Origin of the sequence: Neobacillus sp. NPDC058068 (assembly GCF_042885335.1) — a bacterium.
Taxonomy (GTDB): domain Bacteria; phylum Bacillota; class Bacilli; order Bacillales; family Cytobacillaceae; genus Neobacillus.
In genome coordinates, this window is the sequence record NZ_JBHVSI010000006.1 from 159,242 (window position 1) to 181,176 (window position 21,935).

At 47.0% G+C, this 21,935-nt stretch carries 21 protein-coding genes; 4 read left to right on the top strand and 17 right to left on the bottom strand.

The annotated features are described in order from the left end of the window. Positions 1 to 67: 67 nt before the first annotated feature. From ACFVSW_RS09225 to ACFVSW_RS09250, 6 genes are all read right to left on the bottom strand, one after another. Positions 68 to 721 carry a TetR/AcrR family transcriptional regulator gene (locus ACFVSW_RS09225; protein WP_387315140.1) on the bottom strand — a complete coding sequence of 218 codons (654 nt, stop codon included), beginning with the start codon at positions 719 to 721 and terminating at the stop codon, positions 68 to 70. Then, on the bottom strand, positions 721 to 1,860 hold the full coding sequence (locus ACFVSW_RS09230; RefSeq protein WP_387314932.1) for an acyl-CoA dehydrogenase: 1,140 nt from the start codon (positions 1,858 to 1,860) through the stop codon (positions 721 to 723). The genes ACFVSW_RS09225 and ACFVSW_RS09230 overlap by 1 nt, the downstream gene beginning before the upstream one ends. Positions 1,861 to 1,892: 32 nt before the next feature. Further along, complete coding sequence (locus tag ACFVSW_RS09235; RefSeq protein WP_387314935.1) at positions 1,893 to 3,023, bottom strand: acyl-CoA dehydrogenase; 1,131 nt, start codon at positions 3,021 to 3,023, stop codon at positions 1,893 to 1,895. 91 nt (positions 3,024 to 3,114) lie between these two features. Further along, on the bottom strand, positions 3,115 to 3,966 hold the full coding sequence (locus ACFVSW_RS09240; protein ID WP_387314937.1) for a 3-hydroxybutyryl-CoA dehydrogenase: 852 nt from the start codon (positions 3,964 to 3,966) through the stop codon (positions 3,115 to 3,117). A 201-nt stretch (positions 3,967 to 4,167) separates the two neighbouring features. Beyond that, positions 4,168 to 5,355 (bottom strand): acetyl-CoA C-acetyltransferase, encoded by a 1,188-nt coding sequence (locus ACFVSW_RS09245; RefSeq protein ID WP_387314939.1) that lies wholly within the window; start codon positions 5,353 to 5,355, stop codon positions 4,168 to 4,170. Positions 5,356 to 5,585: 230 nt separating this feature from the next. Beyond that, positions 5,586 to 7,688, bottom strand: coding sequence for a heterodisulfide reductase-related iron-sulfur binding cluster (locus tag ACFVSW_RS09250; protein WP_387314942.1), 2,103 nt, complete (start codon positions 7,686 to 7,688; stop codon positions 5,586 to 5,588). A 194-nt stretch (positions 7,689 to 7,882) separates the two neighbouring features. Here ACFVSW_RS09250 and cls point away from each other — a divergent pair, with 194 nt between their 5' ends. Next, positions 7,883 to 9,085, top strand: a complete 1,203-nt coding sequence (gene cls / locus ACFVSW_RS09255; RefSeq protein WP_387314944.1) for a cardiolipin synthase — start codon at positions 7,883 to 7,885, stop codon at positions 9,083 to 9,085. A 44-nt stretch (positions 9,086 to 9,129) separates the two neighbouring features. On the opposite strand, the gene ACFVSW_RS09260 is transcribed toward cls, so the two are convergent. The 5 genes from ACFVSW_RS09260 to speE all read right to left on the bottom strand — a co-directional run bounded on the left by ACFVSW_RS09260 (position 9,130) and on the right by speE (position 13,779). Next, positions 9,130 to 9,309 (bottom strand): H-type small acid-soluble spore protein, encoded by a 180-nt coding sequence (locus tag ACFVSW_RS09260; protein WP_024027290.1) that lies wholly within the window; start codon positions 9,307 to 9,309, stop codon positions 9,130 to 9,132. 168 nt (positions 9,310 to 9,477) lie between these two features. Continuing rightward, a complete protein-coding gene (gene argS, locus ACFVSW_RS09265; protein ID WP_387314946.1) occupies positions 9,478 to 11,151 on the bottom strand; it encodes an arginine--tRNA ligase in 1,674 nt (557 codons plus the stop codon). Next, entirely contained in the window at positions 11,148 to 11,555 is a 408-nt protein-coding gene (locus tag ACFVSW_RS09270) for a YwiB family protein (RefSeq protein WP_387314948.1), read from the bottom strand. Before ACFVSW_RS09270 ends, argS begins: the two co-directional genes overlap by 4 nt. Positions 11,556 to 11,773: 218 nt before the next feature. Then, entirely contained in the window at positions 11,774 to 12,646 is an 873-nt protein-coding gene (speB, locus tag ACFVSW_RS09275) for an agmatinase (protein ID WP_387315142.1), read from the bottom strand. A gap of 305 nt (positions 12,647 to 12,951) precedes the next feature. Next, the gene (gene speE / locus ACFVSW_RS09280; protein WP_387314950.1) at positions 12,952 to 13,779 is read right to left on the bottom strand and encodes a spermidine synthase; all 828 of its coding nucleotides are present in this window, start codon (positions 13,777 to 13,779) and stop codon (positions 12,952 to 12,954) included. 417 nt (positions 13,780 to 14,196) lie between these two features. Between speE and ACFVSW_RS09285 the strand changes: the two genes are divergently transcribed. Further along, a complete protein-coding gene (locus ACFVSW_RS09285) occupies positions 14,197 to 16,263 on the top strand; it encodes a transglycosylase domain-containing protein (RefSeq protein ID WP_387314952.1) in 2,067 nt (688 codons plus the stop codon). A 186-nt stretch (positions 16,264 to 16,449) separates the two neighbouring features. On the opposite strand, the gene ACFVSW_RS09290 is transcribed toward ACFVSW_RS09285, so the two are convergent. Then, on the bottom strand, positions 16,450 to 16,959 hold the full coding sequence (locus tag ACFVSW_RS09290; protein ID WP_387314955.1) for a YwhD family protein: 510 nt from the start codon (positions 16,957 to 16,959) through the stop codon (positions 16,450 to 16,452). An 18-nt stretch (positions 16,960 to 16,977) separates the two neighbouring features. Further along, positions 16,978 to 17,628 carry a site-2 protease family protein gene (locus ACFVSW_RS09295; protein WP_387314957.1) on the bottom strand — a complete coding sequence of 217 codons (651 nt, stop codon included), beginning with the start codon at positions 17,626 to 17,628 and terminating at the stop codon, positions 16,978 to 16,980. Positions 17,629 to 17,803: 175 nt separating this feature from the next. On the opposite strand from ACFVSW_RS09295, the gene ACFVSW_RS09300 reads away from it, so the two are divergent. Further along, on the top strand, positions 17,804 to 17,989 hold the full coding sequence (locus tag ACFVSW_RS09300; protein ID WP_387314959.1) for a 2-hydroxymuconate tautomerase: 186 nt from the start codon (positions 17,804 to 17,806) through the stop codon (positions 17,987 to 17,989). Positions 17,990 to 18,058: 69 nt separating this feature from the next. Here ACFVSW_RS09300 and ACFVSW_RS09305 read toward each other — a convergent pair whose 3' ends face one another. From ACFVSW_RS09305 to ACFVSW_RS09320, 4 genes are all read right to left on the bottom strand, one after another. After that, positions 18,059 to 18,259, bottom strand: a complete 201-nt coding sequence (locus tag ACFVSW_RS09305) for a hypothetical protein (protein WP_387315145.1) — start codon at positions 18,257 to 18,259, stop codon at positions 18,059 to 18,061. A gap of 162 nt (positions 18,260 to 18,421) precedes the next feature. Next, on the bottom strand, positions 18,422 to 18,925 hold the full coding sequence (locus ACFVSW_RS09310) for a YwgA family protein (RefSeq protein WP_387315147.1): 504 nt from the start codon (positions 18,923 to 18,925) through the stop codon (positions 18,422 to 18,424). Between the two features lie 34 nt (positions 18,926 to 18,959). Beyond that, positions 18,960 to 20,261 (bottom strand): HD domain-containing protein, encoded by a 1,302-nt coding sequence (locus ACFVSW_RS09315; RefSeq protein WP_387314962.1) that lies wholly within the window; start codon positions 20,259 to 20,261, stop codon positions 18,960 to 18,962. 291 nt (positions 20,262 to 20,552) lie between these two features. Next, complete coding sequence (locus ACFVSW_RS09320) at positions 20,553 to 20,774, bottom strand: YuzB family protein (RefSeq protein WP_024027438.1); 222 nt, start codon at positions 20,772 to 20,774, stop codon at positions 20,553 to 20,555. A gap of 300 nt (positions 20,775 to 21,074) precedes the next feature. On the opposite strand from ACFVSW_RS09320, the gene ACFVSW_RS09325 reads away from it, so the two are divergent. Continuing rightward, positions 21,075 to 21,821 (top strand): RsfA family transcriptional regulator, encoded by a 747-nt coding sequence (locus ACFVSW_RS09325; RefSeq protein WP_387314965.1) that lies wholly within the window; start codon positions 21,075 to 21,077, stop codon positions 21,819 to 21,821. Positions 21,822 to 21,935 lie beyond the last annotated feature (114 nt).

The window sequence follows — 21,935 nt, forward strand, 5'->3', positions numbered from 1 at the left end:
AAACGAATCTCGGTCGCTCGTTTCCTCATTCACAAAAACGAATCTCGATCACCGCTCGCGATTTTGCCTACTTTTGCGGAATCTCTTGTTGTGCCGAGACCTCTTTGCTGATTCCCGTTAACAAAAGCTCGGTCTGCAATTCAATATATTCTTCGAGCGTAAATAACTTTCGTAATGCCCAGCGGCGGAAGCCCCACATTTGCCCCTGGACAAAAATATTATGGGCGATGATTTCGACCTGCTTTGCCGATAGTTTCAGTTCGCCATTTTCGACACAGCGGGCGAGCAGGTCCTCAAACATTGCCACCATTTCCATTTCCTTTTTCAACACATAGGGAAGCGCGTCCTTCGAAAGTGACTTCACTTCCTGATACATCACCAATACCTCGGCCTGCATTTCATCCATCACTTGGAAAAAATTAGCGATTCCCAACTTCAAACTCTCCAGCGTTCCTGATTTCAAGGAGAGGTCCTGCTGCAGGCGCTCGCTGACATGGTCATAAATGCTGTCACACACAAGATAAAGGACGTCTTCCTTTGTACGTATATATTCGTAGAGCGTCCCGATGCTGAAGCCGGCCGCCTTGGCAATTTCCCTCGTCGTCGTCCGGTGGAAGCCCTTTTGTTTAAAAAGGGTGACGGCTCCTTTGATCATTTGATCGCGCCTCTTTTGCACGAGACGTTCATCTTTGACTGATGCCTGAACTTCTCGTTTTTTCATCATTTAGTGATCATTCTCGAGATAACGAGACGCTGAATTTCTTGTGTACCCTCATAGATCTGCGTGATTTTCGCATCGCGCATGAATCTTTCAACCGGATAATCCTTCGTATAGCCATAGCCGCCAAACACCTGAACCGCTTCGGTGGTTACCTTCATCGCCGTGTCGCCGGCTAACAGTTTCGACATCGCCGATTCTTTTCCGTACGGCAGGCCGTTTGATTCAAGCCAGGCAGCTTGATAGGTTAATAGTCTTGAAGCCTCGATTCCTGTCGCCATATCAGCCAGTTTAAAGCTGATTCCCTGCTGGGCGGCGATTGGTTTGCCAAATTGGTGGCGTTCTTTTGCATAATCAACTGCCGCATCCAAGGCACCTTGGGCAATTCCCACGGCTTGAGCGGCAATCCCGTTGCGGCCGCCATCAAGCGTCATCATCGCAATTTTAAAGCCTTCGCCTTCTTCGCCAAGGCGGTTGGCGACCGGAACCTTGCAATCTTCAAAAATAATTTCTGTTGTCGGTGAGGACCGAATCCCGAGTTTCTTTTCTTTTTTGCCGACCGAGAAGCCAGGGAAGTCGCTTTCGATGATGAAGGCCGTTGTACCTTTTTGTTTGCTCGATGGATCAGTTAAGGCAAAGACGACATAAATATCGGCCACACCGCCATTAGTGATGAAAATTTTTGAACCGTTGAGGACGTAATGGTCGCCTTCTAAGCGTGCCGTCGTCCTCATTCCGCCTGCATCGGAGCCGCTCCCAGGTTCGGTTAAGCCATAAGCGCCGATTTTTGTGCCCTCCGCCATTGGGCGAAGGTAGGTTTGTTTTTGCTCCTCGCTGCCAAATTTATAAATCGGCCAGCCGGCAAGGGAGGTGTGTGCGGAAAGAAGGACACCTGTTGATGCGTCAACGCGGGACAGTTCTTCCACGGCGATACAGTAAGCCAGATAATCGCTGCCAATGCCGCCATACTCTTCCGGCCACGGAATTCCTGTTAAGCCCAGCTCGGCCATTTTGTCAAAAATCTCACGGTCAAAGCGTTCTTCCTCATCACGCTCGGCCGCTGTCGGTGCTACTTCGTTTCGCGCAAAATCCCGCACCATTTTACGAATCATTTCATGTTCTTCGGATAGTTTAAACTGCATCTATTATTCCTCCTCTTGAATAAAAGCACTTTTTAAAGATACTTACTAATCACAATCCGCTGAATTTCGCTCGTGCCTTCGTAGATTTCCGTTATTTTGGCATCGCGGAAATAGCGCTCCACCGGGTAATCTTCTGTATAGCCGTAGCCGCCAAATACTTGAATTGCTTCCGTTGACACCTCGACAGCCGTCTTCGTAGCAAACAGCTTCGCCATCGAAGCTTCCAAACCGCATTTTGAACCCCGGCTCCGCATATCTGCGGCACGATAGACTAATAGTTTCGCTGCTTCTACATGTGTCGCCATGTCAGCCAGCTTAAAGCCAATCCCTTGCTGGGCGGCAATCGGCTTGCCAAATTGCTGGCGGTCCTTCGCATAGGCAGTTGCGGCCGACAGTGCGGCCTCGGCAATCCCTAGTGCCTGGGTGGCAATTCCGATGCGGCCGACTTCGAGGTTGGCCATCGCAATTTTAAAGCCATCGCTTTCGTTGCCAAGCATGTTTTCCACCGGCACCCGCATATCTTCAAACGTCAGCTGCACCGTTCGGGAGCCATGCAGCCCCATCTTCTTCTCATCCTTGCCAATTACAAGACCAGGGGTATTTTTTTCAACAATAAAAGCGGCAATTCCCTTTGTTCCTAATTTCGGCTCGGTCGATGCGAAGACAATATAAATATCGGCCTCGCCACCATTGGTAATAAACATCTTCGAGCCATTGATGACATAATGATCACCCTTCTTCACGGCCCGGGATTTTAAGCTGGCGGCATCGGACCCCGCACTCGGCTCGGTTAAGCAAAACGCTCCCAAATACTCACCAGATGCAAGCTTCGGTACATACTTTTGCTTTTGCTCCTCGGTCCCGAAATAAAGAATCGGCATCGTCCCAACGGATGTATGGACGGACAGGATCACGCCAAGCGTGGCGCTTGCCCGTGATATTTCATTGATGGCAATGATATAGGAGGTGAAATCCATCTCGGCACCGCCGTATTTTTCCGGAACAGGAATGCCCATCAGACCGAGCTCGCCCATTTTGCGAAGAATCTCGCGCGGGAATTCCCCTTTTTCCATGTTATCTATAAATGGGGCAATTTCGTTGGCAGCAAAATCACGCACCATGTTCCGCATCATTTCTTGTTCCGCTGTAAATGTAAGGTTCATGCAAATCTCTCCTTTTGGAGAATCTAAAGTGGCAGTATTCATTGTTACAACCCCTTTTCCACTGAAAAAAATAGGATCAGGCTCCGCTCGCTTACTCGTAAGTGTAGAAGCCGCGTCCTGTTTTCTTGCCGAGCCAGCCTGCTTTCACATATTTACGCAGCAGCGGGCATGGACGGTATTTGTCATCACCGAAGCCTTCGTGGAGCGTTTCCATAATGTAAAGGCACGTATCAAGGCCGATGAAATCCGCCAGGGTTAACGGTCCCATCGGGTGGTTCATCCCGAGCTTCATCACTTCATCAATCGCTTCTTTCGTGGCGACGCCCTCATACAAGGTATAAATCGCTTCATTAATCATCGGCATCAGCACGCGGTTGGAAACGAAGCCTGGAAAGTCATTTACCTCCACCGGCACCTTGCTCAGCGTTTTCGTCATGTCTTCGATTACTTGGTACACTTCATCAGCCGTTGCGAGGCCGCGGATAATTTCGACGAGCTTCATCACCGGCACCGGATTCATAAAGTGCATGCCGATGACCTTTTCCGGGCGCTTCGTTGCCGCCGCAATTTCCGTGATCGGCAATGACGAGGTGTTGCTTGCTAAAATCGCATGAGCCGGCGCGATTTCATCTAGCTGCGCAAAAATTTTCGTTTTGATTTCCATATTCTCTACCGCTGCCTCGATGACAAGGTCGACTTCAGCAGCATCATTTAAATCGGTTGAGGCGGTCAGCCTTGCCAGCACCTCCTGCTTTTGCTCCGCTGTCATCCGGCCTTTATCGACATTACGGGTGAGATTTTTGTTGATAACTCCGAGCCCGCGCTCGACGAACTCATGTCTTAAATCATTTAATAACACTTGATAGCCTGCTTGGGCACAAACCTGGGCAATCCCCGATCCCATTTGTCCTGCACCGATGACCATAACCTTTGAAACCTTCATGTGTTCCCCTCCGTTTAAGGTTGAGAATGAGTCCAACCTCTAAAATTATTTATCTATTTTGCTTGTAAAAAGGTGCTATTCGAGAGTAATTTTGTTTTATCCGAGAGTAAATCAACCCTATCCGAGAGTTATACCACTTTATCCGAGAGTAAATCGACTCTATCCGAGAGTAAAACCATTCTATCCTTAAGCAAATCCCCCTTACCCCCGCGGAACCTCGATCATGATGGCGTCGCCCTGGCCGCCGCCGCTGCAAATGGCAGCCACACCGATTCCGCCGCCACGGCGTTTTAATTCGTGCATCAAGGTGATGATAATCCGCGCGCCGCTTGCGCCAATCGGGTGCCCTAACGCGACCGCACCGCCATTGACATTGACCTTTTCCGGGTCAAGACCGGCAATTTTTCCACTGACTAAAGCGACAGCCGCGAACGCTTCGTTGATTTCAATTAAGTCAATCTCAGCCAAGCTCCTGCCCGTTTTCCTTAGTAGTTCATTGATGACCAGCCCCGGTGTTTGCGGGAAGTCCTTCGCTTCCACGGCAATTGCAGCGTAGCCAAGAATCACCGCTTCGACCTCACGACCTTCACTTACTGCCCGTTCTTCGCTCATGAGCACAAGGGCGGCCGCACCGTCATTGACCCCTGGGGCATTCCCGGCGGTAATCGTTCCCGTCGAATTAAATACTGGTGCTAACTTCGCTAGCCGCTCTAATGAAGTGTCCTTCCGCGGTCCTTCATCGTGCTCGACCACCAGCGGTGCCCCTTTCCGCTGCGGCACCTCCACGGCAACAATTTCCTCGGCCAACTTTCCGCTTTCGATGGCGGCAAGCGCGCGCTGGTGGCTCCGTAAGGCCCACTCGTCCTGTGCCTCGCGGCTAATGTCCATTTCTTCAGCTGTCGAGTTGCCGTACGTGCCCATGTGAACACCGGTAAAGCTGCAGGTCAAGCCGTCATGGACCATTAAATCCTTAACAGCACTGTCACCCATTCTGAAACCCCATCTTGCTTTTGGTAAAATATATGGCGCGTTACTCATTGATTCCATGCCGCCTGCAACAATCACTTCTTCATCACCGGCGCGGATGATTTGGTCGGCCAAGCTGACACTGCGCATCCCCGAGGCGCAAACCTTATTAATTGTTTCCGTTTTGACTTCCCAAGGCAGGCCAGCATGATGGGCTGCCTGACGGGAAGGGATTTGTCCCTGTCCCCCTTGTAAGACGGTTCCCAAGATAACTTCCTGCACATCCGCAGGCTTCACGCCCGCTCGCACCAACGCTTCTTTAACAGCAATGCCCCCAAGCTGTGAAGCGGTAAAGCTGCTTAAATTTCCCCCTAATTTTCCAAAAGGTGTTCTTACCCCGCTTAAAATCACCGTTCTCCCCATGCAAAACACGCTCCCTTTTCCCAATTTTCAGTCATGTGAATGTAACATACCCTTTTCGGCGACTGAACGCTCGCTCGAAAAAATATTAAAAAAATATACCAAATGTAAGCGTTTTATCTATATCCTTATTTTACATAAAAAGGAGCAGAAGTTGAAATGTTTTACACAAAATTGCTAAAATTTCAGAAATTCCGTTAACAACTCAACCTCTGCCAGGCTAAAAATAACTATTAAGAAGCTTCACCACAAACTGCTTTTTCTAAGATTTCAGCGACATCATAGGTGGCAACCTTTTCTTCAACCTCTTTCGCCTTCGTTCCGTCCGATAGCATCGTTAAACAATATGGACAACCGGAACTGATGACAGAAGGATTGACTTCCAATGCTTGCTCGGTCCTGCTGACGTTAATGCGGTGGCCCGTTTCTTCCTCCATCCACATCAAGCCGCCGCCGGCACCGCAGCACATCGCCTTTTCGCGGCTCCGTTCCATTTCGACGAGCTTCACACCTGGAATTGCTTTTAAAATTTCCCGCGGCGGATCGTAGACGTCATTATAGCGTCCTAAGTAACAGGAATCATGAAAGGTAATCGTTTCGTTGACCGTGTTTTGCGGAACAAGTCGGCCGTCTCTCACAAGCTCATAGAGAATTTCGGTATGATGATAAACTTCTACATCCTTCAAGCCGAAATCAGGGTATTCATTTTTGAAAATATTATAGGCATGCGGGTCAATGGTGACAATTTTCTTGACCTCGGCCTTTTCAAATTCCTCGATATTTTTCGCTGCCAGCTCTTGGAACAAGAACTCATTGCCAAGACGGCGCGGTGTGTCCCCAGAGTTTTTCTCTTTGTTGCCAAGGATGGCAAATTTCACGCCAGCTTCATTCAGCAGCTTCGCAAACGATAAGGCAATCTTCTGGCTGCGGTTGTCGTACGAGCCCATCGCGCCAACCCAGAAGAGGTATTCGAATTCTTCGCCAGCCTTGTTCATTTCCTTCACGGTTGGAATCTGAACATCATCGCGGACATCACGCCAGCTTTCGCGCTCTTTACGGTTTAAGCCCCACGGATTGCCTTGACGCTCAATATTGGTCATCGCGCGCTGGGCATCGGCATCCATTTTGCCTTCGGTTAACACTAAATAACGACGGAGGTCGATAATCTTATCAACATGCTCGTTCATGACCGGACATTGGTCTTCACAGTTCCGGCAGGTTGTACACGCCCAAATTTCTTCCTCGGTAATCACGTCGCCAATCATGCTTGGACTGTAAGAAATTGCTGCGGCCGATTCCTCAGCTCCCTGCCCGGCAGCAGCAAGGGCAATTTGGTTGCCTTTTGTGTTTCCGAATGCGAATGTCGGCACCCATGGCTGTTTCTGTGTAACCGCGGCACCATGATTTGTTAAGTGATCGCGAAGCTTGACGATTAAGTCCATTGGTGACAGCATCTTGCCTGTTCCCGTTGCCGGACACATATTCGTACAGCGGCCGCACTCGACGCAGGCATAGAAATCTATCATTTGGTGCTGGGTGAAGTCTTCAATTTTTCCAACGCCAAACGACTCTTGTGTTTCATCTTCAAAATCAACCTTTTGCAGCTTACCCGGTTTTTCCAAACGGTTAAAATAAACGTTTGCCGGTCCGGCGATTAAATGCGCATGCTTGGATTGCGGCACGTATACCAAGAAAGTCAATAAGAATAATAAGTGCGCCCACCAGGCAATATAGAAAATCGCAATCGATGCGGTTTCACCTAGCCATGAAAAACCGAGTGAAATGACCGAGGCGACTGGCTCTGTCCAAGACGGATCTTCACCGTGCCAGATGATGCCCATGCCATTTCCGACGAGAACGGAAATCATCAAGCCACCGATAAACAAGAGCACAAGGCCTGATTTGAAATTGCGCTTTAAGCGGACTAATTTTTCAACATAACGGCGGTGAAATGCCCAGATGACCGCGACAAGGATCATCAGTGTGACAATCTCTTGGAAAAAAGTAAACCCGGCATACAGCGGTCCTAACGGCAGGTGTGCCCCAGGTTTAATGCCTTTGATAATAAAATCAATCGCGCCAAATTGAACAAGGATGAATCCGTAAAAAAACATAACGTGGATGGCGCCGCTTTTTTTATCCTTGAGGAGTTTTTTCTGTCCAAACACGTTTACCCAAATTTTTTGAAGCCGCTCTTTGACATTGTTGTCAAACTCGACCTTTTTGCCAAGTTTAATAAAGGCAATCCTTGTTTTTACGACATAAATGAACAGACTGACAGCGTAAGCGGTTACAATTAAAAATGCAATGAGGTTGACCCATAAAAGACCATTCATAAAAAAACGCCCCTTTCTTCGCTAATGATCATTTTTGCAAGTTGTAGAAAATAATTAATTTTCTGAACTTATCCTTAATTCTATTATATGGTGAATGAGCATTCAGTCAACCAATTTTTCGAAAGATTTCCTCGACTTATAGAAATAACCGCTCTCGGAAAGACTAACAACACCGAATGGGGGAAGGATTTTCAATGACATTTGCACTCATTTTGAGCGGTCTGCTCGTTCTTATCATTTTATGGCTTGTTCTTGATTTTAGGTTAGGCAGAAAGAAGCATCTTTCGCTGGCAGGCCAAGTGGAAACGGCTATCCTCCATGGCAGCTTTGAGATGTTTACGCACGGTAAGGAATTGTTCCGTGATTATTTCGCCGAAATCCGAATGGCGAAAAAACATATCCATGTGTTGTTTTATATTGTTAAAGACGATAGTCTAGGCGAGGAATTTTTCACCCTTTTAAAAAGAAAGGCGCGGGAAGGCGTAGAGGTTCGGCTCCTGCTTGACCGGATCGGGAGCTGGGAGGTTAACAAGGTGACGGTGAAGGAATTACTTGATGCAGGTGTCCAATTTGCGTTTAGTAATCGGATTAAGCTTCCCTTTCCCTTTTATTCCTCGCAGGTCCGGAATCACCGCAAGATTTCGATTATTGACGGCGAAATTGGGTACCTCGGCGGCTTTAATGTCGGGCGGGAATATATTGATGAAGACCCCAAGCTCAGCCCGTGGCGCGATTACCACTTAAAAATGAGCGGCGAAGGGGTTAATTTTTTACAGAGTGAGTTTTTAATTGATTGGAAGGAGTATGGCGGCGAGAATTTATTAGGCCGGCCGGCTTATTTCCCGGAGCTGCCAAAGGGTGAGGTCCGTCATCAATTTATTCCGACGGAAGCGGGTCAGCTTGAAGAAAGCTTTATTCGCTTGATTCAGAAGGCAGAGCAATCGATCATAATTGGCACCCCTTATTTTATTCCAAGTGCGGCGATTTTTGCGGAACTAACGGAAGCGATGCGCCGCGGCGTCGACCTTACCGTGATGGTTCCCTACACGGCTGACCACTTTCTTGTCCAAGAGGCTTCGTTCCGCTATTTACGAAAGCTGCTTGCCGCGGGCGCTTCGGTTTATCAATATAAAAACGGTTTTTACCATGCGAAAACGATTGTGATTGATGACAAAATCTGCGACATCGGCACCGCCAATTTTGATAAACGGAGCTTGTTTTTAAACAAAGAAATCAATTGCTTTCTTTACGATCCAGCCTTTATTGAACACGTAAAGGCCGTAATCGAAAAGGATATCCGCGACGCCGAGCGCTTAACATTGGCAGCACTCAATAATACGAATTTGTATCGGTCTGTGAAGGAAGGCCTTGCCGGAGTGATTTCTTACTTTTTATAAAAATGGAAAGAGTCCCCGAACCAATGTCGGAGACTCTTTTAATTTTATTCCTCAATAAGATTTAGCACCGGAACATCCCGCTCATTTTCGGGATCTTTCTTTGAATAAATCCGCGCCATTTTTGTGGCTTCGTCAACGTGCTGGATGATGACAGGGGTCCCGTCATAGGTCACATTAATCATATTGACGGATTCGGCAATCTCCTTTGCTCTTCCTACGTTCATGGGTTCGGTTCACTCCTCACTGAAAATTCTCTATTAATATTTGTATTTTTTTGGGATGTATTCATTTTTATGGACTATTTTTTGAGAAAATAAATCCGATGATTTACTGTCCACTTCAAAAAACAAGGCCCCCTTATCCAAGTAAGGGGGCCAAATCCAATCAACCTATTACATTTTTTCCGGTGCCGAAACGCCGATTAATGCCAGCGCATTTTTCAAGGTAATTTGCACCGCTCTCACCAATGCGAGGCGTGCCTTTGTCCGCTCCGGCTGCTCGCTATCCAACACCTTTTCTGCATTATAGAAACTATGGAATGTTGATGCTAACTCAAAGATATAATTGGTAATCCGGTGCGGCACGCGTTTCAGCGCTGCTTCGCCGACAGCCGATGGGAACTCGCCAAGTTTTTTCAGCAAGTCGATTTCCTTTTCCGAAGTTCCCGCTAGCGAATAATCAACATCCGCATCAGCCGTCATACCTTGCTCCGCGCCCGAACGTAAAATGCTCGAAATCCGTGCATGGGCGTACTGTGCGTAGTAAACGGGATTTTCATTCGACTCTGATACCGCTAAATCGAGGTCAAAATCCATATGTGTGTCCGAGCTGCGCATCGCAAAGAAATAACGGGTCGCATCGAGGCCGACCTCATCAACTAAATCGCGCATCGTGACCGCTTTTCCGGTTCGCTTGCTCATCTTCATCTTCTCACCGTTTTTATAAAGGTGAACAAGCTGGATGATTTCGACCTCGAGGGACTCGCGGTCATAGCCGAGCGCCTGAATCGCCGCCTTCATCCGCGGGATATAACCGTGGTGGTCGGCACCCCAAATATTGATCAGCTTTTCAAAGCCGCGGCCGAGCTTGTCCTTATGATAAGCGATATCCGGGGTCAGATACGTGTACGAACCATCCTGCTTAATTAGCACGCGGTCCTTGTCATCGCCGAAATCCGTCGAACGCAGCCACGTCGCACCGTCCTCTTCATACACATAACCGCTCGCGCGTAACGCCTTTAATGCCTCGTCAATTTTTCCATTTTTATAAAGCGAGGTTTCCGAATACCAGACATCAAAGCCGACGCGGAAATCCTCGAGATCCTTCTTCAACTTCGCCATTTCATAGTTCAAGCCGTACTCACGGAAAAATTCAAACCGCTCCGTGTCCGAAACACCAACGTACTTATCGCCAAACTCCTCCGCCAGCGTCTTGCCGATGCCAATAATATCAGCCCCATGGTAGCCATCTTCCGGCATCTCTTTTTCCAGCCCAAGCGCTTGGAAATAGCGGGCCTCGACAGACAATGCGAGATTATTAATCTGGTTGCCGGCATCATTAATATAATACTCACGGGACACATCGTAGCCCGCTTTCGCTAAAATATTGCAGAGTGAATCACCAACTGCGGCACCGCGGGCATGTCCGAGGTGCAGGTCGCCGGTTGGATTGGCCGACACGAACTCGACCTGAAGTTTTTGACCGCCGCCGACCGTTGTTTCGCCGTACTTGTCCACTGCCTTAAGAACCGTTGGAATCAAATCGGTTAAATAGCTATTATTCATGTAAAAATTAATAAATCCCGGTCCCGCCAGCTCAATTTTTTCAATTGAAGCCTGCGACCGGTCGAAATTGGCCACCAACGCCTCGGCAATCATCCGTGGCGCCTTTTTCGCGACACGGGCAAGCTGCATCGCCATATTCGTCGAGTAATCGCCGTGAGACTTTTCCTTCGGGATTTCCAGAATCACATCGGGAATCTGCTCCTCTGTCGCAAGCCCCGCTTTCAGCACCGCTGCACGGATTTCTTCCTTTATTTTACTTTGAACCTGTTCCACTATATTCATTTTTTATCCTCCTGAAAGGTAATTTCTAAATGGTATGTACCGGCGGGCGAGCCCTGCATCGTGAAATCATAAAGAATGTCAATCAGACCTTCCTTATGTTCGATCCTTCGCGCCATTGTCATCGTTTCAAACGTACCAAACGGCATTTCGTAGCTGCCGCGCAATTTTTTATGTAAGCGAAACGGGAGGCGCATTTTCACAGCACCCGAGCGTAAAATCAGCGCTTCTTCGTTTGCCACCTTAACAATCGTGCGAACCGTTCCTTCCTCGTGCACTTCCTCATAGCGAAGATAAAACGCATCTCCTTTATGATAAGCGCGGCCAAACACCACCAGTTCGAACGTCTCCTGCTCATCAATCGTCGTTTTCACATTAATTTTTACAGGTATTTCTGTATTTAACAAATGTATTGCACTTCCTTTTTAAAAGGAACTCAAGTCAGCTCTCTTTATTCATTCTAGAATTCATCATTTACCTATGCGCCATAAAGCATACTTATCTATTATAAACATTGCAACCACACAAATCAAAAGATGCCCCCCCAACAATGGGGAGGGCATAAAACCTTTGGTGTCAGGCACCAATTACCTTTTTTAACCAAATGGTGTCAGGCACCATTTTCCTATTTTACCCAGCCGAGGAGCATTTCGCGAAGTAGTTTGCTTGCTGTGTTTGCTGTTTGCTCGGAGGGGTCGTAAATTGGTGCTACTTCAACTAGGTCGCCGCCGACTACGTTTACCTCTGAACGGGCGATTGCATGAATAGATGCGAGCAGCTCTTTTGAGGTAATACCGCCGCAATCGACTGTCCCTGTTCCTGGCGCATGTGCGGGATCCAACACGTCGATGTCAATCGTGACATAGACAGGACGGCCCGCAAGCGTTGGCAGGATTTCTTTTAAAGGCTCTAGGACTTCAAATTTGGAAATGTGCATGCCATTTTGCTTCGCCCATTCAAATTCTTCCTTCATCCCGGAACGGATACCGAAAGAATAGACGTTTTTCGGCCCAATCAATTCGGCAATTTTTCGAATCGGAGTCGAGTGTGACAGCGGCTCGCCTTCATAATTCTCACGCAAATCGGTATGGGCATCAAAATGAATAATCGCCAAATCCGGATATTTTTTATAAACAGCTTTCATTACTGGCCATGATACGAGATGCTCGCCGCCCATTCCAAGCGGGAACTTGCCTGCCGCAAGAATTTGATCGACAAACTCTTCAATTAAATCCAAGCTGCGCTGGGCATTCCCAAACGGCAGTGGAATGTCGCCGGCATCGAAATATTTTACCTCGTCAAGCTCGCGGTCAAGGTAGGCACTGTACTCCTCCAGACCAATCGACACCTCGCGAATTCGCGACGGGCCGAACCGAGAACCGGGACGGTAGCTGACCGTCCAATCCATCGGCATCCCGTACAACACTACCTGACTTTCTTCAAAATTCGGGTGGCTCTTAATAAACACATTTCCCGAATAAGCCTCATCAAAACGCATCATTGCATCCCTCACTTTATATCGATTACCTAAATTTACATTTTCCCTCGGACCCGGGCACATAGAACCTCCCTATGTGACCGGAGGCTCGCTTTTCACGCCGGTTCGGGCACATAGAACCTCTCTATGTGACCGATTGCCCGCTTTTCACACCGGTTTGGGCACGTAGAACCTCTCTATGTGACCGAATGCACACTTTTCACGCCGGTTCGGGCACATAGAACCTCTCTATGTGACCGAATGCTCGCCTTTTCCACGGGTTCGGGCACATAGAACCCCGCTCCGCCCGCGGTATTCCCTCTATGTTACTTCACTAAATCGCCAACAAACTTAGGCAATACGAATGCCGCTTTGTGCAGCTCTTTTGTGTAGTATTTTGTTTCGATTTCGTGGAAGCGGTCTTCGCTTACTGCTAATGGGTCATATTTTTTCGAACCGATGGTGAATGCCCAGAGGCCGCTTGGGTACGTTGGGATATTGGCTACGTACAAATTGGTAATCGGGAAGATTTCCTTCACGTCGCGCTGTACACTTCGGATTAAATCTGCCTTAAACCACGGATTATCGGATTGAGCAACAAAGATGCCGTCTTCCTTTAACGCCTTGGAAATTCCGGCATAGAAGCCTTTGGTAAATAAGTTAACAGCAGGGCCAACCGGCTCAGTTGAATCCACCATAATCACATCATAAGCATTTTCGCTTTCAGCAATATGCATAAAGCCATCGCCCACCTGAACGTCGACACGCTCGTCCTCAAGCCAGCCAGCAATCTCCGGCAAGAATTTCTTTGAATACTCGATTACTTTGCCATCGATATCAACAAGCGTCGCTTTCTTCACGCTTGGGTGCTTTAACACTTCACGGATAACACCGCCATCGCCGCCGCCGACAACAAGAATATTTTCTGGATTTGGGTGCGTAAATAATGGAACGTGCGCCACCATTTCGTGGTAAACAAACTCGTCTTTAACAGAAGTCATCACCATGTCGTCTAATAACAGCATGTTGCCCCACTCTTCTGTTTCAATCATATCCAGCTTTTGAAATTCCGTTTGCTCTGTATGTAAGGTTTTATTCACTTTCATTGTGATACCAAAGTTTTCAGTTTGCTTTTCTGTAAACCAAATTGACATCTTCATCTTCCTTCCATTTTATCCTGTGGTCAACCGCATTGGGAGTCTGACCCCATAGGTTCGCTTTTCTTTTTTATACTACCCAACCTATTGAATTACAAACGGAAAAAAAAGTCTAGCAAAATTTTATGAAATCCCTCGGAAAATGTTTAAAATGAGTCTATTTTTTCAATACTATTACTATCTATTTTTTTAAGGCTGTATTAAAAGTGAATGTTGATTTCCGTTCCAGGCGCGAGCGGTTCGCGGGACGGGCGGTGAGCCTCCTCGGCGCTAAAGCGCCTGCGGGGTCTCACCTGTCCCGCTGCTCCCGCAGGAGTCTCGCTGTATCCACGTCCAATCAGCATTGTGCTCAAAATCAACAATGTGCTTTAACACAGCCTTTTTTAAAAAAAGGGAAAAACGGGGGTGAAGATAGTGGAAATCATGACTGATCACGGGTTTCGGAAGACAGTCAAATATTTGCGGGCATTTATTATCATCAGTTTGATCGGCATGATTTGTATGCTCGTTCTTTTCCTTGGCATTCTTGCCTATGCAAAAATTTTGGGGGCGCCGCCGCTCGCTGTTCCGCAATCAACGCTTTTCTACGCCGATGACGGGACGCTAATTGGTGAGAGTAACAGCGGTCAAAAGCGCTACTGGGTCGGGCTCAAGGATATTTCACCGGATTTAGTGAATGCGACCGTCTCGATTGAGGATAAAAGTTTTTACAGTCATCATGGTTTTGATCTTAAACGGATTGCCGGTGCTGTCCTTGCCGATATTCGAGCCTTTGCCAAGGTGCAGGGGGCAAGCACAATCACCCAGCAATATGCACGGAATCTGTTTCTCGAACATGATAAAACGTGGAACCGCAAGCTGCACGAAGCATTTTATACCATTCGCCTTGAAATGAATTACTCGAAAAACGACATTCTTGAAGGCTATTTAAATACTATCTATTATGGCAATGGTGCATATGGTGTCGAAGCGGCGAGTCAATATTATTTTGGCAAAAAAGCGGCGGATTTAACCCTTGCGGAAGCAAGCATGCTGGCGGGAATTCCGAAGGGGCCTGGCCTCTACTCACCGCTTGCCTCAATGGAAAACGCCAAACGGCGCCAGGCGATTATTTTAGCAACGATGGTGAAAAATGGCTATATTCAAACCGATACGGCGAAAACGGCGGCAGCAGAGAAGCTCAAAATAACAGGCATCCACACGACACAAAGGGTTAAGGTGGCCCCTTATTTTCAGGATGCCGTTAAAAATGCCTTGAAAAATCAATTACATCTTGACGACCGCACGATTGCCCTCGGTGGTTTAAAGGTGTTTACCACCCTTAACCTGAAACAGCAGGAAGCAGCGGAAAGGCAAGTCCAGCAATACGTTTCCAGCTCGTCGGAAATTCAGGTCGGGTTAGTCGCGATGGATCCGAAAAATGGCTATCTAAAAGCGATGGTCGGCGGACGGGACTATGAAAAAAGTCCGTTCAACCGGGCCGTTCAAGCGATAAGACAGCCGGGCTCGACCATCAAGCCGCTGCTTTATTACGCGGCGCTTGAGCAGGGCTTTACCCCATCGTCGACAATGCGCAGCGAGTATACGACCTTCCATTTTGATGATGGCCAGGGCGACTATACACCGCATAACTTTAACAACAAATATGCGGACGGCGAAATAACTATGGCCCAGGCGCTCGCCGTCTCCGATAATATCTTTGCCGTCAAGACGCATTTATTTTTAGGAGAAGAGACGTTAATCGAAACGGCAAAGCGCTTTGGGCTGTCGACAAAAATGGCCCAGGTTCCGTCGCTGGCATTAGGGACTTCAGGGGTTCGCGTGATTGAAATGGCCAATGCTTACAGCCTGCTGGCTAACGGCGGGAAACGGGTTAATCCGACCTTGATTACTCGAGTCGAGGATTATAATGGAAATGTTATTTTTGAAAAGAAACAGGAAGCAAAAAAGGTATTAGATCCGGCCAAGGCGTTTGTGCTGACGCAAATGCTGACGGGTATTTTCGATAAAAAGCTGAACGGCTACGCCAAGGTCACCGGCAGCACGATCATCAACGATCTAACGCGGCCCTATGCCGGAAAATCGGGATCAACGGAAACCGACAGCTGGATGATTGGCTATTCGCCGCAGCTCGTTACGGCTGTATGGGCGGGCTATGATATCGGCAAGCCGATTGAGCTCACGGCGGAAAAGACTTACGCGAAAAACATCTGGGCGGACTTTATGGAGGAGGCGTTAGAGGGCAAGCCGGTCAAGGCGTTTACGGCGCCGAAAGAGGGGGTTATCGGCGTTTACGTTGACCCCGCGAACGGCAAACTGGCAACCAAAGACTGCCCGGTCCGGCGCTTCACCTATTTTGTCGCCGGCACCGAACCAACGGAATATTGCACCGATCACCTAAAGAATGCGAATCCAGAACCGGCGAAACAGAAGAACATCAAAAAGGTACCATGGTATAAAAAAATAATGCCATGGAGTTAATATCGTAAAATAGAAAAGCTCCGGAGGATTTCCCCGGAGCTTTTCTTGTCCTAGTTTTACGTGTATTCACACATTGCTAATAATACTATCTATTTTTCAAAAAAACCATAAGTAATTATCCGCTTTCTTAAAAAGATTGAGAATTGTCCAGCGCAAGCAGCCTCGGGCCTCGAGGTCTTTTCCCTGTTACTCTGCCAATAATCCTTTTTTCAGTTCATCATTAGAATTATTCCACAATACCTCATTATGCCCGCGGAGGAAATCCGCCAGCACCTGCTTTGACTTTGCATCCATATCGTCGACAATAATATGGCGCTTTAACGACTTATCCATCCGGTTCACATGTTCCGGCAGCGATTTGTAACCGCGGCGGATTTCCCGGTCCACAGTCATATAGCAGGCGGTCGCCCCGGCATAATACGGTCCTTCCGGCTTGCGGTCAATCGTCACCCACACAAGCCAATACGGTTTCCCGTTCGGCACTTCTTCTTTCGTTTTTAAAAACTTTATCCCTTTTTCGACGACACTGCGGGCATGCATGGCGCCGACATCGATTTCGGCAGTGCCTTCGTTGACATCAATAATAACTGGCGAGACATTATCAAGACTTAATGCACCCTTGCCATAGCCCTTATGCCCGTCTGTCGGGTCACTTTTGATAATATTAAAACCAAGCTTCTTCTTTTTTTCATCCATTGCTGGTGCAGGCCTCCTTTATAAAAATAACCCCTGAATGAAAGAACCAAGGACATTCCACACCCAGGGAACAACCTTTTGAAATATCGGCTGAATGGTATAACTATTTAATGGTGTAATTACTAAAATTAAAAAAATTAAGATTCCATATTGTTCATATTGCGTCATTTTTGCCCTGAGATGATTAGGGGCGAGGTCCTCGACAATCCGGTAGCCATCAAGCGGCGGGAGCGGCAGCAGGTTAAAAACGAATAAGACGATGTTGAGCCAGATAAATATCTCTAAAAAAAGATAAAAATTGTCTGATGCGCCGGCTCCGAACCGATTTATCCCGAAGTTAATCATAAAGCCGATCGCCGCCAATACCAAATTGGAGAGTGGTCCTGCAACCGAGACAAGCACACCAGCCAGGCGCGGCTTTTTAAAGTAAAAGCGATTGACCGGTACCGGACGGGCCCAGCCAAAGCCGGCGATGAGAATTAAGATGGTTCCGAACGGGTCGAGATGCTTGAGCGGATTCAACGTCAGCCGGCCTTGATTTTTCGCTGTCATGTCGCCAAATTTGTAGGCAACAAAGGCGTGGGCAAGTTCGTGAAACGTAAACGCAATTATCAGCGTAATCGCTACGTAGGGAATCTCCTGCAGCGGATAGGCAAGGAATCGTTCCAATAGTGTTTCTCCTTCCTCATGAAAACGGCTTAGGCACCGCCACTAGTTTTCCTTTAGTATACATGAAACGGCTTCAAAAAAGAAAAGCAAATGCGCTGACGGTGATTGCACTTTTTCTTTGTTTGTGAAAAACTGTTAAGAAGCTGGACAACTTTTTAAAAGGAGGAAATACATCATGCCATATGTAACCGTAAAAATGATTGAAGGCCGTTCAGAGGAGCAAAAGCGGGCGTTAGTTGAAAAGGTAACTGTCGCAGTCAGCGAAACCACAGGCGCCCCAACAGAAAACATCACCGTCTTCATCGAAGAAATGAGCAAAAACCACTACGCCGTCGGCGGCATCCGCGCAAGCGACAAATAAGAAAAGCTGCAAGGGTGTCAGGCACCATGTGAAAAATTCACATGGTGCCTGACACCATATTCCATTTATTTACAAAAATTTCATCTCATCTTTTGGTGGGTCGAGTTTCATTTTTTCGAGTTCGACTTTCATTTTTTCTGTTTCGATTAAGAAATTCTCGTGTTTTAGTTTCTCAAGCTCCAGTTGATCTTTAATCATATCGGCTTTTAACACTGTTTGTTTCTGGAAATGACCTGTTAAAATGGCGACAATTGGAATTCCAAAAATCATTACAACCGAGATTACTCCAATAATCACTGCACTCCGCCTCCCTCATTTACTCGATAGACAAATCATAGCAAATTTTCAAAAAAATGAATACTGATTTGACTGAAAATTCTGCAACAAAAAACCGCCCGGATTTCTAGCTCTCCAAGCGGTTTTGAACAAAACTTATTGAATTTTCGTTTTCAACTTTTCAATATAGCAGTAGGCCTCGTCAATTTCGGCCTCGGTGTAGCGCTGGCTGCTTTTTAAGGTAAACACCTTGTTCGCAACGTCCGCTTTTGAAAGATCATCAAAATATAATACCGTCGAAACCAGCTCAAGGAATCTAGCATTCTGCCCATTCATATCGGTCAGGCAATCCTGCAAACACGGCATTTCCACCTCATTCAGGCTCAAAAACTCTTTCCCGGAATCCGTCAGCGTGTAGCGATATTGAAAATAGCCGCCTTTTTTCTCCTTCACTTCATCGAGAAAACCCATATTACACAACTCTTCCACCCTAGTCGTCAATTCCTCCGAGTACGGACCGTAAAAGTGAAACTGAAACCGCTCTTGAAAGGGAAAGGCAATCTTCTTCGCAATATATATCATCTTCTGCAGCTTTTTTCTGCCGGTAATTTCACCGGACACCATAATCGCCTGCATCAGCTTCGCATGATCATTTAACACGTTCGTCATCTCCTACTCCATCTATAACCAATTCTTATTCTATCTCTAAAAGCGCCCGTATTTGTTTTTTTACATTCTTTTTAGTCGAGTCATCCCGAAGAAAATCGGCCGGGTAATAAAGCTTATGATCGGTTCTTCTTTTTCCGGAAATGGCATCGACAATCTCCGACTCCCGCGATAACTCTCGCAAATCTCCATTTTTCATCAACAAATGTATCGGCAGCCGCTCTTCTTCCTCGCCGGGGCGGTAAAAGTCATACGGCAAATCCGAAGATGAATCGACAACCAAATAATATTCCGGGTCAATTCCTGCTTTTTTGAATAAGGAATTCAGTTCGGCGAGCTTCTTGTATTCTTTCGCAGGATCAAATTCGGCAAACTTGAACAGATTGCGATTAACAAAGCGCCGGCAAAGGTCGCGTAAAATCGCGTCTTCTTCCTCCTGCCAAATTTGAAAATAATATAAAATAACGGATTCATCTAATTTTAAATAGTCTTCTAATGTTACCTGGCCATGAAAGATGGATGTAAAGTGGAGCGGCTCGTATTTAAACGCATAGTTCTCTTCAAACAATTGCTTGGCGCGGTGAAGGATTTTCGTCAAAATTACCTCAGCGCTCCTTGATACCGGGTGGAAGTATACTTGCCAGTACATCTGGTAGCGGCTCATGATATAATCTTCAACCGCATGCATTCCGCTCTTTTTGATCACGACTTGGTCTTCTCGCGGCCGCATCACCCTTAGGATTCTTTCCATATCAAAATGGCCGTAGCTGACACCCGTGAAATACGCATCCCGCTGCAAATAATCCATCCGGTCGGCATCAATCTGGCTTGAAATCAGGCTGATGACGAGCTTCTTTTCCGACGTTTTCCCAATCACTTCGGCTACTTTAGCAGGAAAATCATGGCCGACCTTCAAGAGAATCTTGTTTACCTCTGTTTCTCCTAAAATAATCTTTCTCGTAAAGTCTTCATGGTCAAAGTCAAACACCTTTTCAAAGGAATGAGAAAAGGGGCCGTGCCCGAGATCGTGGAGCAGGGCGGCACATAGGGTCAAAAGCCGGTCATTGTCGTTCCATTCCGGTCTGCCGGCAAACACATCATCAATGATGCGGCGGACAATTTCATAGACCCCGAGCGAGTGGTTGAAACGGCTGTGCTCCGCTCCGTGAAAGGTCAAGAAGGTCGTTCCAAGCTGTTTAATCCGGCGGAGGCGCTGAAACTCCTTCGTTCCAATTAAATCCCAAATCGCCCGGTCGCGCACATGGACATAGCGATGGACAGGATCTTTAAATACCTTTTCTTCGAATAGTTTTTCCGCCGAATATACCATTGGTTTCCCTCTTCCTCATATACTTGCTTGTGCTATGCCTGGGGCTGAGCAAGGCGCTTACGGTTTTCTTGCTCCTATTATATCCTAAAAATCACCTATTTTTCAGCAAAATTCCGCAGGATTTTTCGACAACCTGCTTTTGGTGTCACTTTTGGTGTCACTTTCGGTGTCAGACACAGTTCCATAAAAAGGGAAATGGTGTCAGGCACCAAATTCCACAAAAAGGAAAATGGTGTCAGGCACCCAGTTCCATAAAAAGTAAAAATCACCTAAGCTCTGAGACTAAGGTGATTATTTTACCTTTTTGCTAACTTTCTCCATTAATTCCTCTTCTGTTAATGCGGCGACTGGGCGGTTATTAACGAAGGCAAAGGTTTTTTTCCGGCCGGGTCCGCAATAGGACTGGCAGCCAATCTTGATGTCGGCGTCCGGATCGATATCTTTCAAGCGAGGGATTAATGTCTTCAAATTCACGGCCTGGCAATCATCGCAAACACGAAATTCATTCGACATTCGTTACAACCCTTTCTACGTTCAATCTATTTGCTTTTATATTTATGTTATCCTGCAAGGATTTTATAAACTGGTTAACCACATTATTTTACATTTTCTTATTTGCCAATGCAAGTTGCAATCTTTAGCAATCGCGCCCGGGGCATATTAAATCTTTCAGTTAAAAAATCTACTATCCTTCCATTCCTTTTGGTATAAAGCTTGAAAAACTTGTCCATGATAAGACTAGAACTTTTAAAAATCGTCAGGATCATGCCTGACACCGTTAATTGGAAATTTTATTAGGGAGTTGAAAAAAATATGAAAGTTCGTCAAGATGCATGGACAGATGAGAATGATCTGCTTTTAGCCGAAACTGTGCTCAGACATGTAAGAGAAGGCAGTACACAGCTGAACGCCTTTGAAGAGGTGGGGGACAAACTGAATCGGACCTCTGCGGCCTGCGGCTTCAGATGGAACGCCGTCGTCCGTCACCGCTATGAAAAAGCATTGCAGTTAGCCAAAAAGCAGCGGAAACAAAGGCAAAGAGTTTTAGGCAAAGACCAGGGCGGCAAGAAAAAGCTGCTGTACAGTCCGCCGGTTACCGCTTCAGTGTCAGAGGAACTGGAAACATTACCGCTGCCAGCCGAAATGCCGCTCGAAACCGCCGTTGAAGAACCGGAAATGGCCGTCGAGTTTGCCGCTGAAACCTATGTAAAACCAGCTGTAACGCAGACTTACAGACAGCCGGCGACAACAGGACTCTCGCTCGATTCAGTCATTAGTTATTTGCAAAACTTTCATCATGCCAATCTGCAAAATGAAGCATTAAAAAGTGAGAATGAAAGATTGAAACGAGAAATGGCAGAGCTAAGAAAGCAAAACGAGGAACTGGCGGCAAAGATTTCCGGCCTCGAGCAGAATTCCGAAACCATTCAGGAAGACTACGAGACACTCATGAAAATCATGAACAGGGCCAGAAAGCTTGTTTTATTTGAAGAAGAAGAAAGACCAGCGACGAAATTCAAAATGGACCGCAATGGGAACCTAGAGAAAGTCGCTGAATAAGAGAGAACATTGGTGTTGGGAGAAGAGAATAAAGCGCAGCATCTCATTATAAAAGCGGAAGCGCCTTGATCAGGGGCGACAGGCATAAGACGAGCCGGCGAGAAGGCTGCTCTT

Coding starts and splice junctions, on each gene's coding strand:
- ACFVSW_RS09260 (WP_024027290.1), bottom strand. CDS start 9,309: ATGAACGTAGGAAGAGCAAAGGAGATTGCCGAATCCGTCAATATGATT.
- ACFVSW_RS09300 (WP_387314959.1), top strand. CDS start 17,804: ATGCCATATGTAACCGTAAAAATGATTGAAGGCCGTTCAGAGGAGCAA.
- ACFVSW_RS09325 (WP_387314965.1), top strand. CDS start 21,075: ATGAAAGTTCGTCAAGATGCATGGACAGATGAGAATGATCTGCTTTTA.
- ACFVSW_RS09315 (WP_387314962.1), bottom strand. CDS start 20,261: ATGGTATATTCGGCGGAAAAACTATTCGAAGAAAAGGTATTTAAAGAT.
- speB (WP_387315142.1), bottom strand. CDS start 12,646: ATGCGTTTTGATGAGGCTTATTCGGGAAATGTGTTTATTAAGAGCCAC.
- ACFVSW_RS09225 (WP_387315140.1), bottom strand. CDS start 721: ATGAAAAAACGAGAAGTTCAGGCATCAGTCAAAGATGAACGTCTCGTG.
- ACFVSW_RS09320 (WP_024027438.1), bottom strand. CDS start 20,774: ATGTCGAATGAATTTCGTGTTTGCGATGATTGCCAGGCCGTGAATTTG.
- argS (WP_387314946.1), bottom strand. CDS start 11,151: ATGAATATAGTGGAACAGGTTCAAAGTAAAATAAAGGAAGAAATCCGT.
- ACFVSW_RS09245 (WP_387314939.1), bottom strand. CDS start 5,355: ATGGGGAGAACGGTGATTTTAAGCGGGGTAAGAACACCTTTTGGAAAA.
- ACFVSW_RS09250 (WP_387314942.1), bottom strand. CDS start 7,688: ATGAATGGTCTTTTATGGGTCAACCTCATTGCATTTTTAATTGTAACC.
- ACFVSW_RS09240 (WP_387314937.1), bottom strand. CDS start 3,966: ATGAAGGTTTCAAAGGTTATGGTCATCGGTGCAGGACAAATGGGATCG.
- ACFVSW_RS09230 (WP_387314932.1), bottom strand. CDS start 1,860: ATGCAGTTTAAACTATCCGAAGAACATGAAATGATTCGTAAAATGGTG.
- ACFVSW_RS09235 (WP_387314935.1), bottom strand. CDS start 3,023: ATGAACCTTACATTTACAGCGGAACAAGAAATGATGCGGAACATGGTG.
- ACFVSW_RS09290 (WP_387314955.1), bottom strand. CDS start 16,959: ATGGATGAAAAAAAGAAGAAGCTTGGTTTTAATATTATCAAAAGTGAC.
- ACFVSW_RS09305 (WP_387315145.1), bottom strand. CDS start 18,259: ATGATTTTTGGAATTCCAATTGTCGCCATTTTAACAGGTCATTTCCAG.
- cls (WP_387314944.1), top strand. CDS start 7,883: ATGACATTTGCACTCATTTTGAGCGGTCTGCTCGTTCTTATCATTTTA.
- speE (WP_387314950.1), bottom strand. CDS start 13,779: ATGTCAATTTGGTTTACAGAAAAGCAAACTGAAAACTTTGGTATCACA.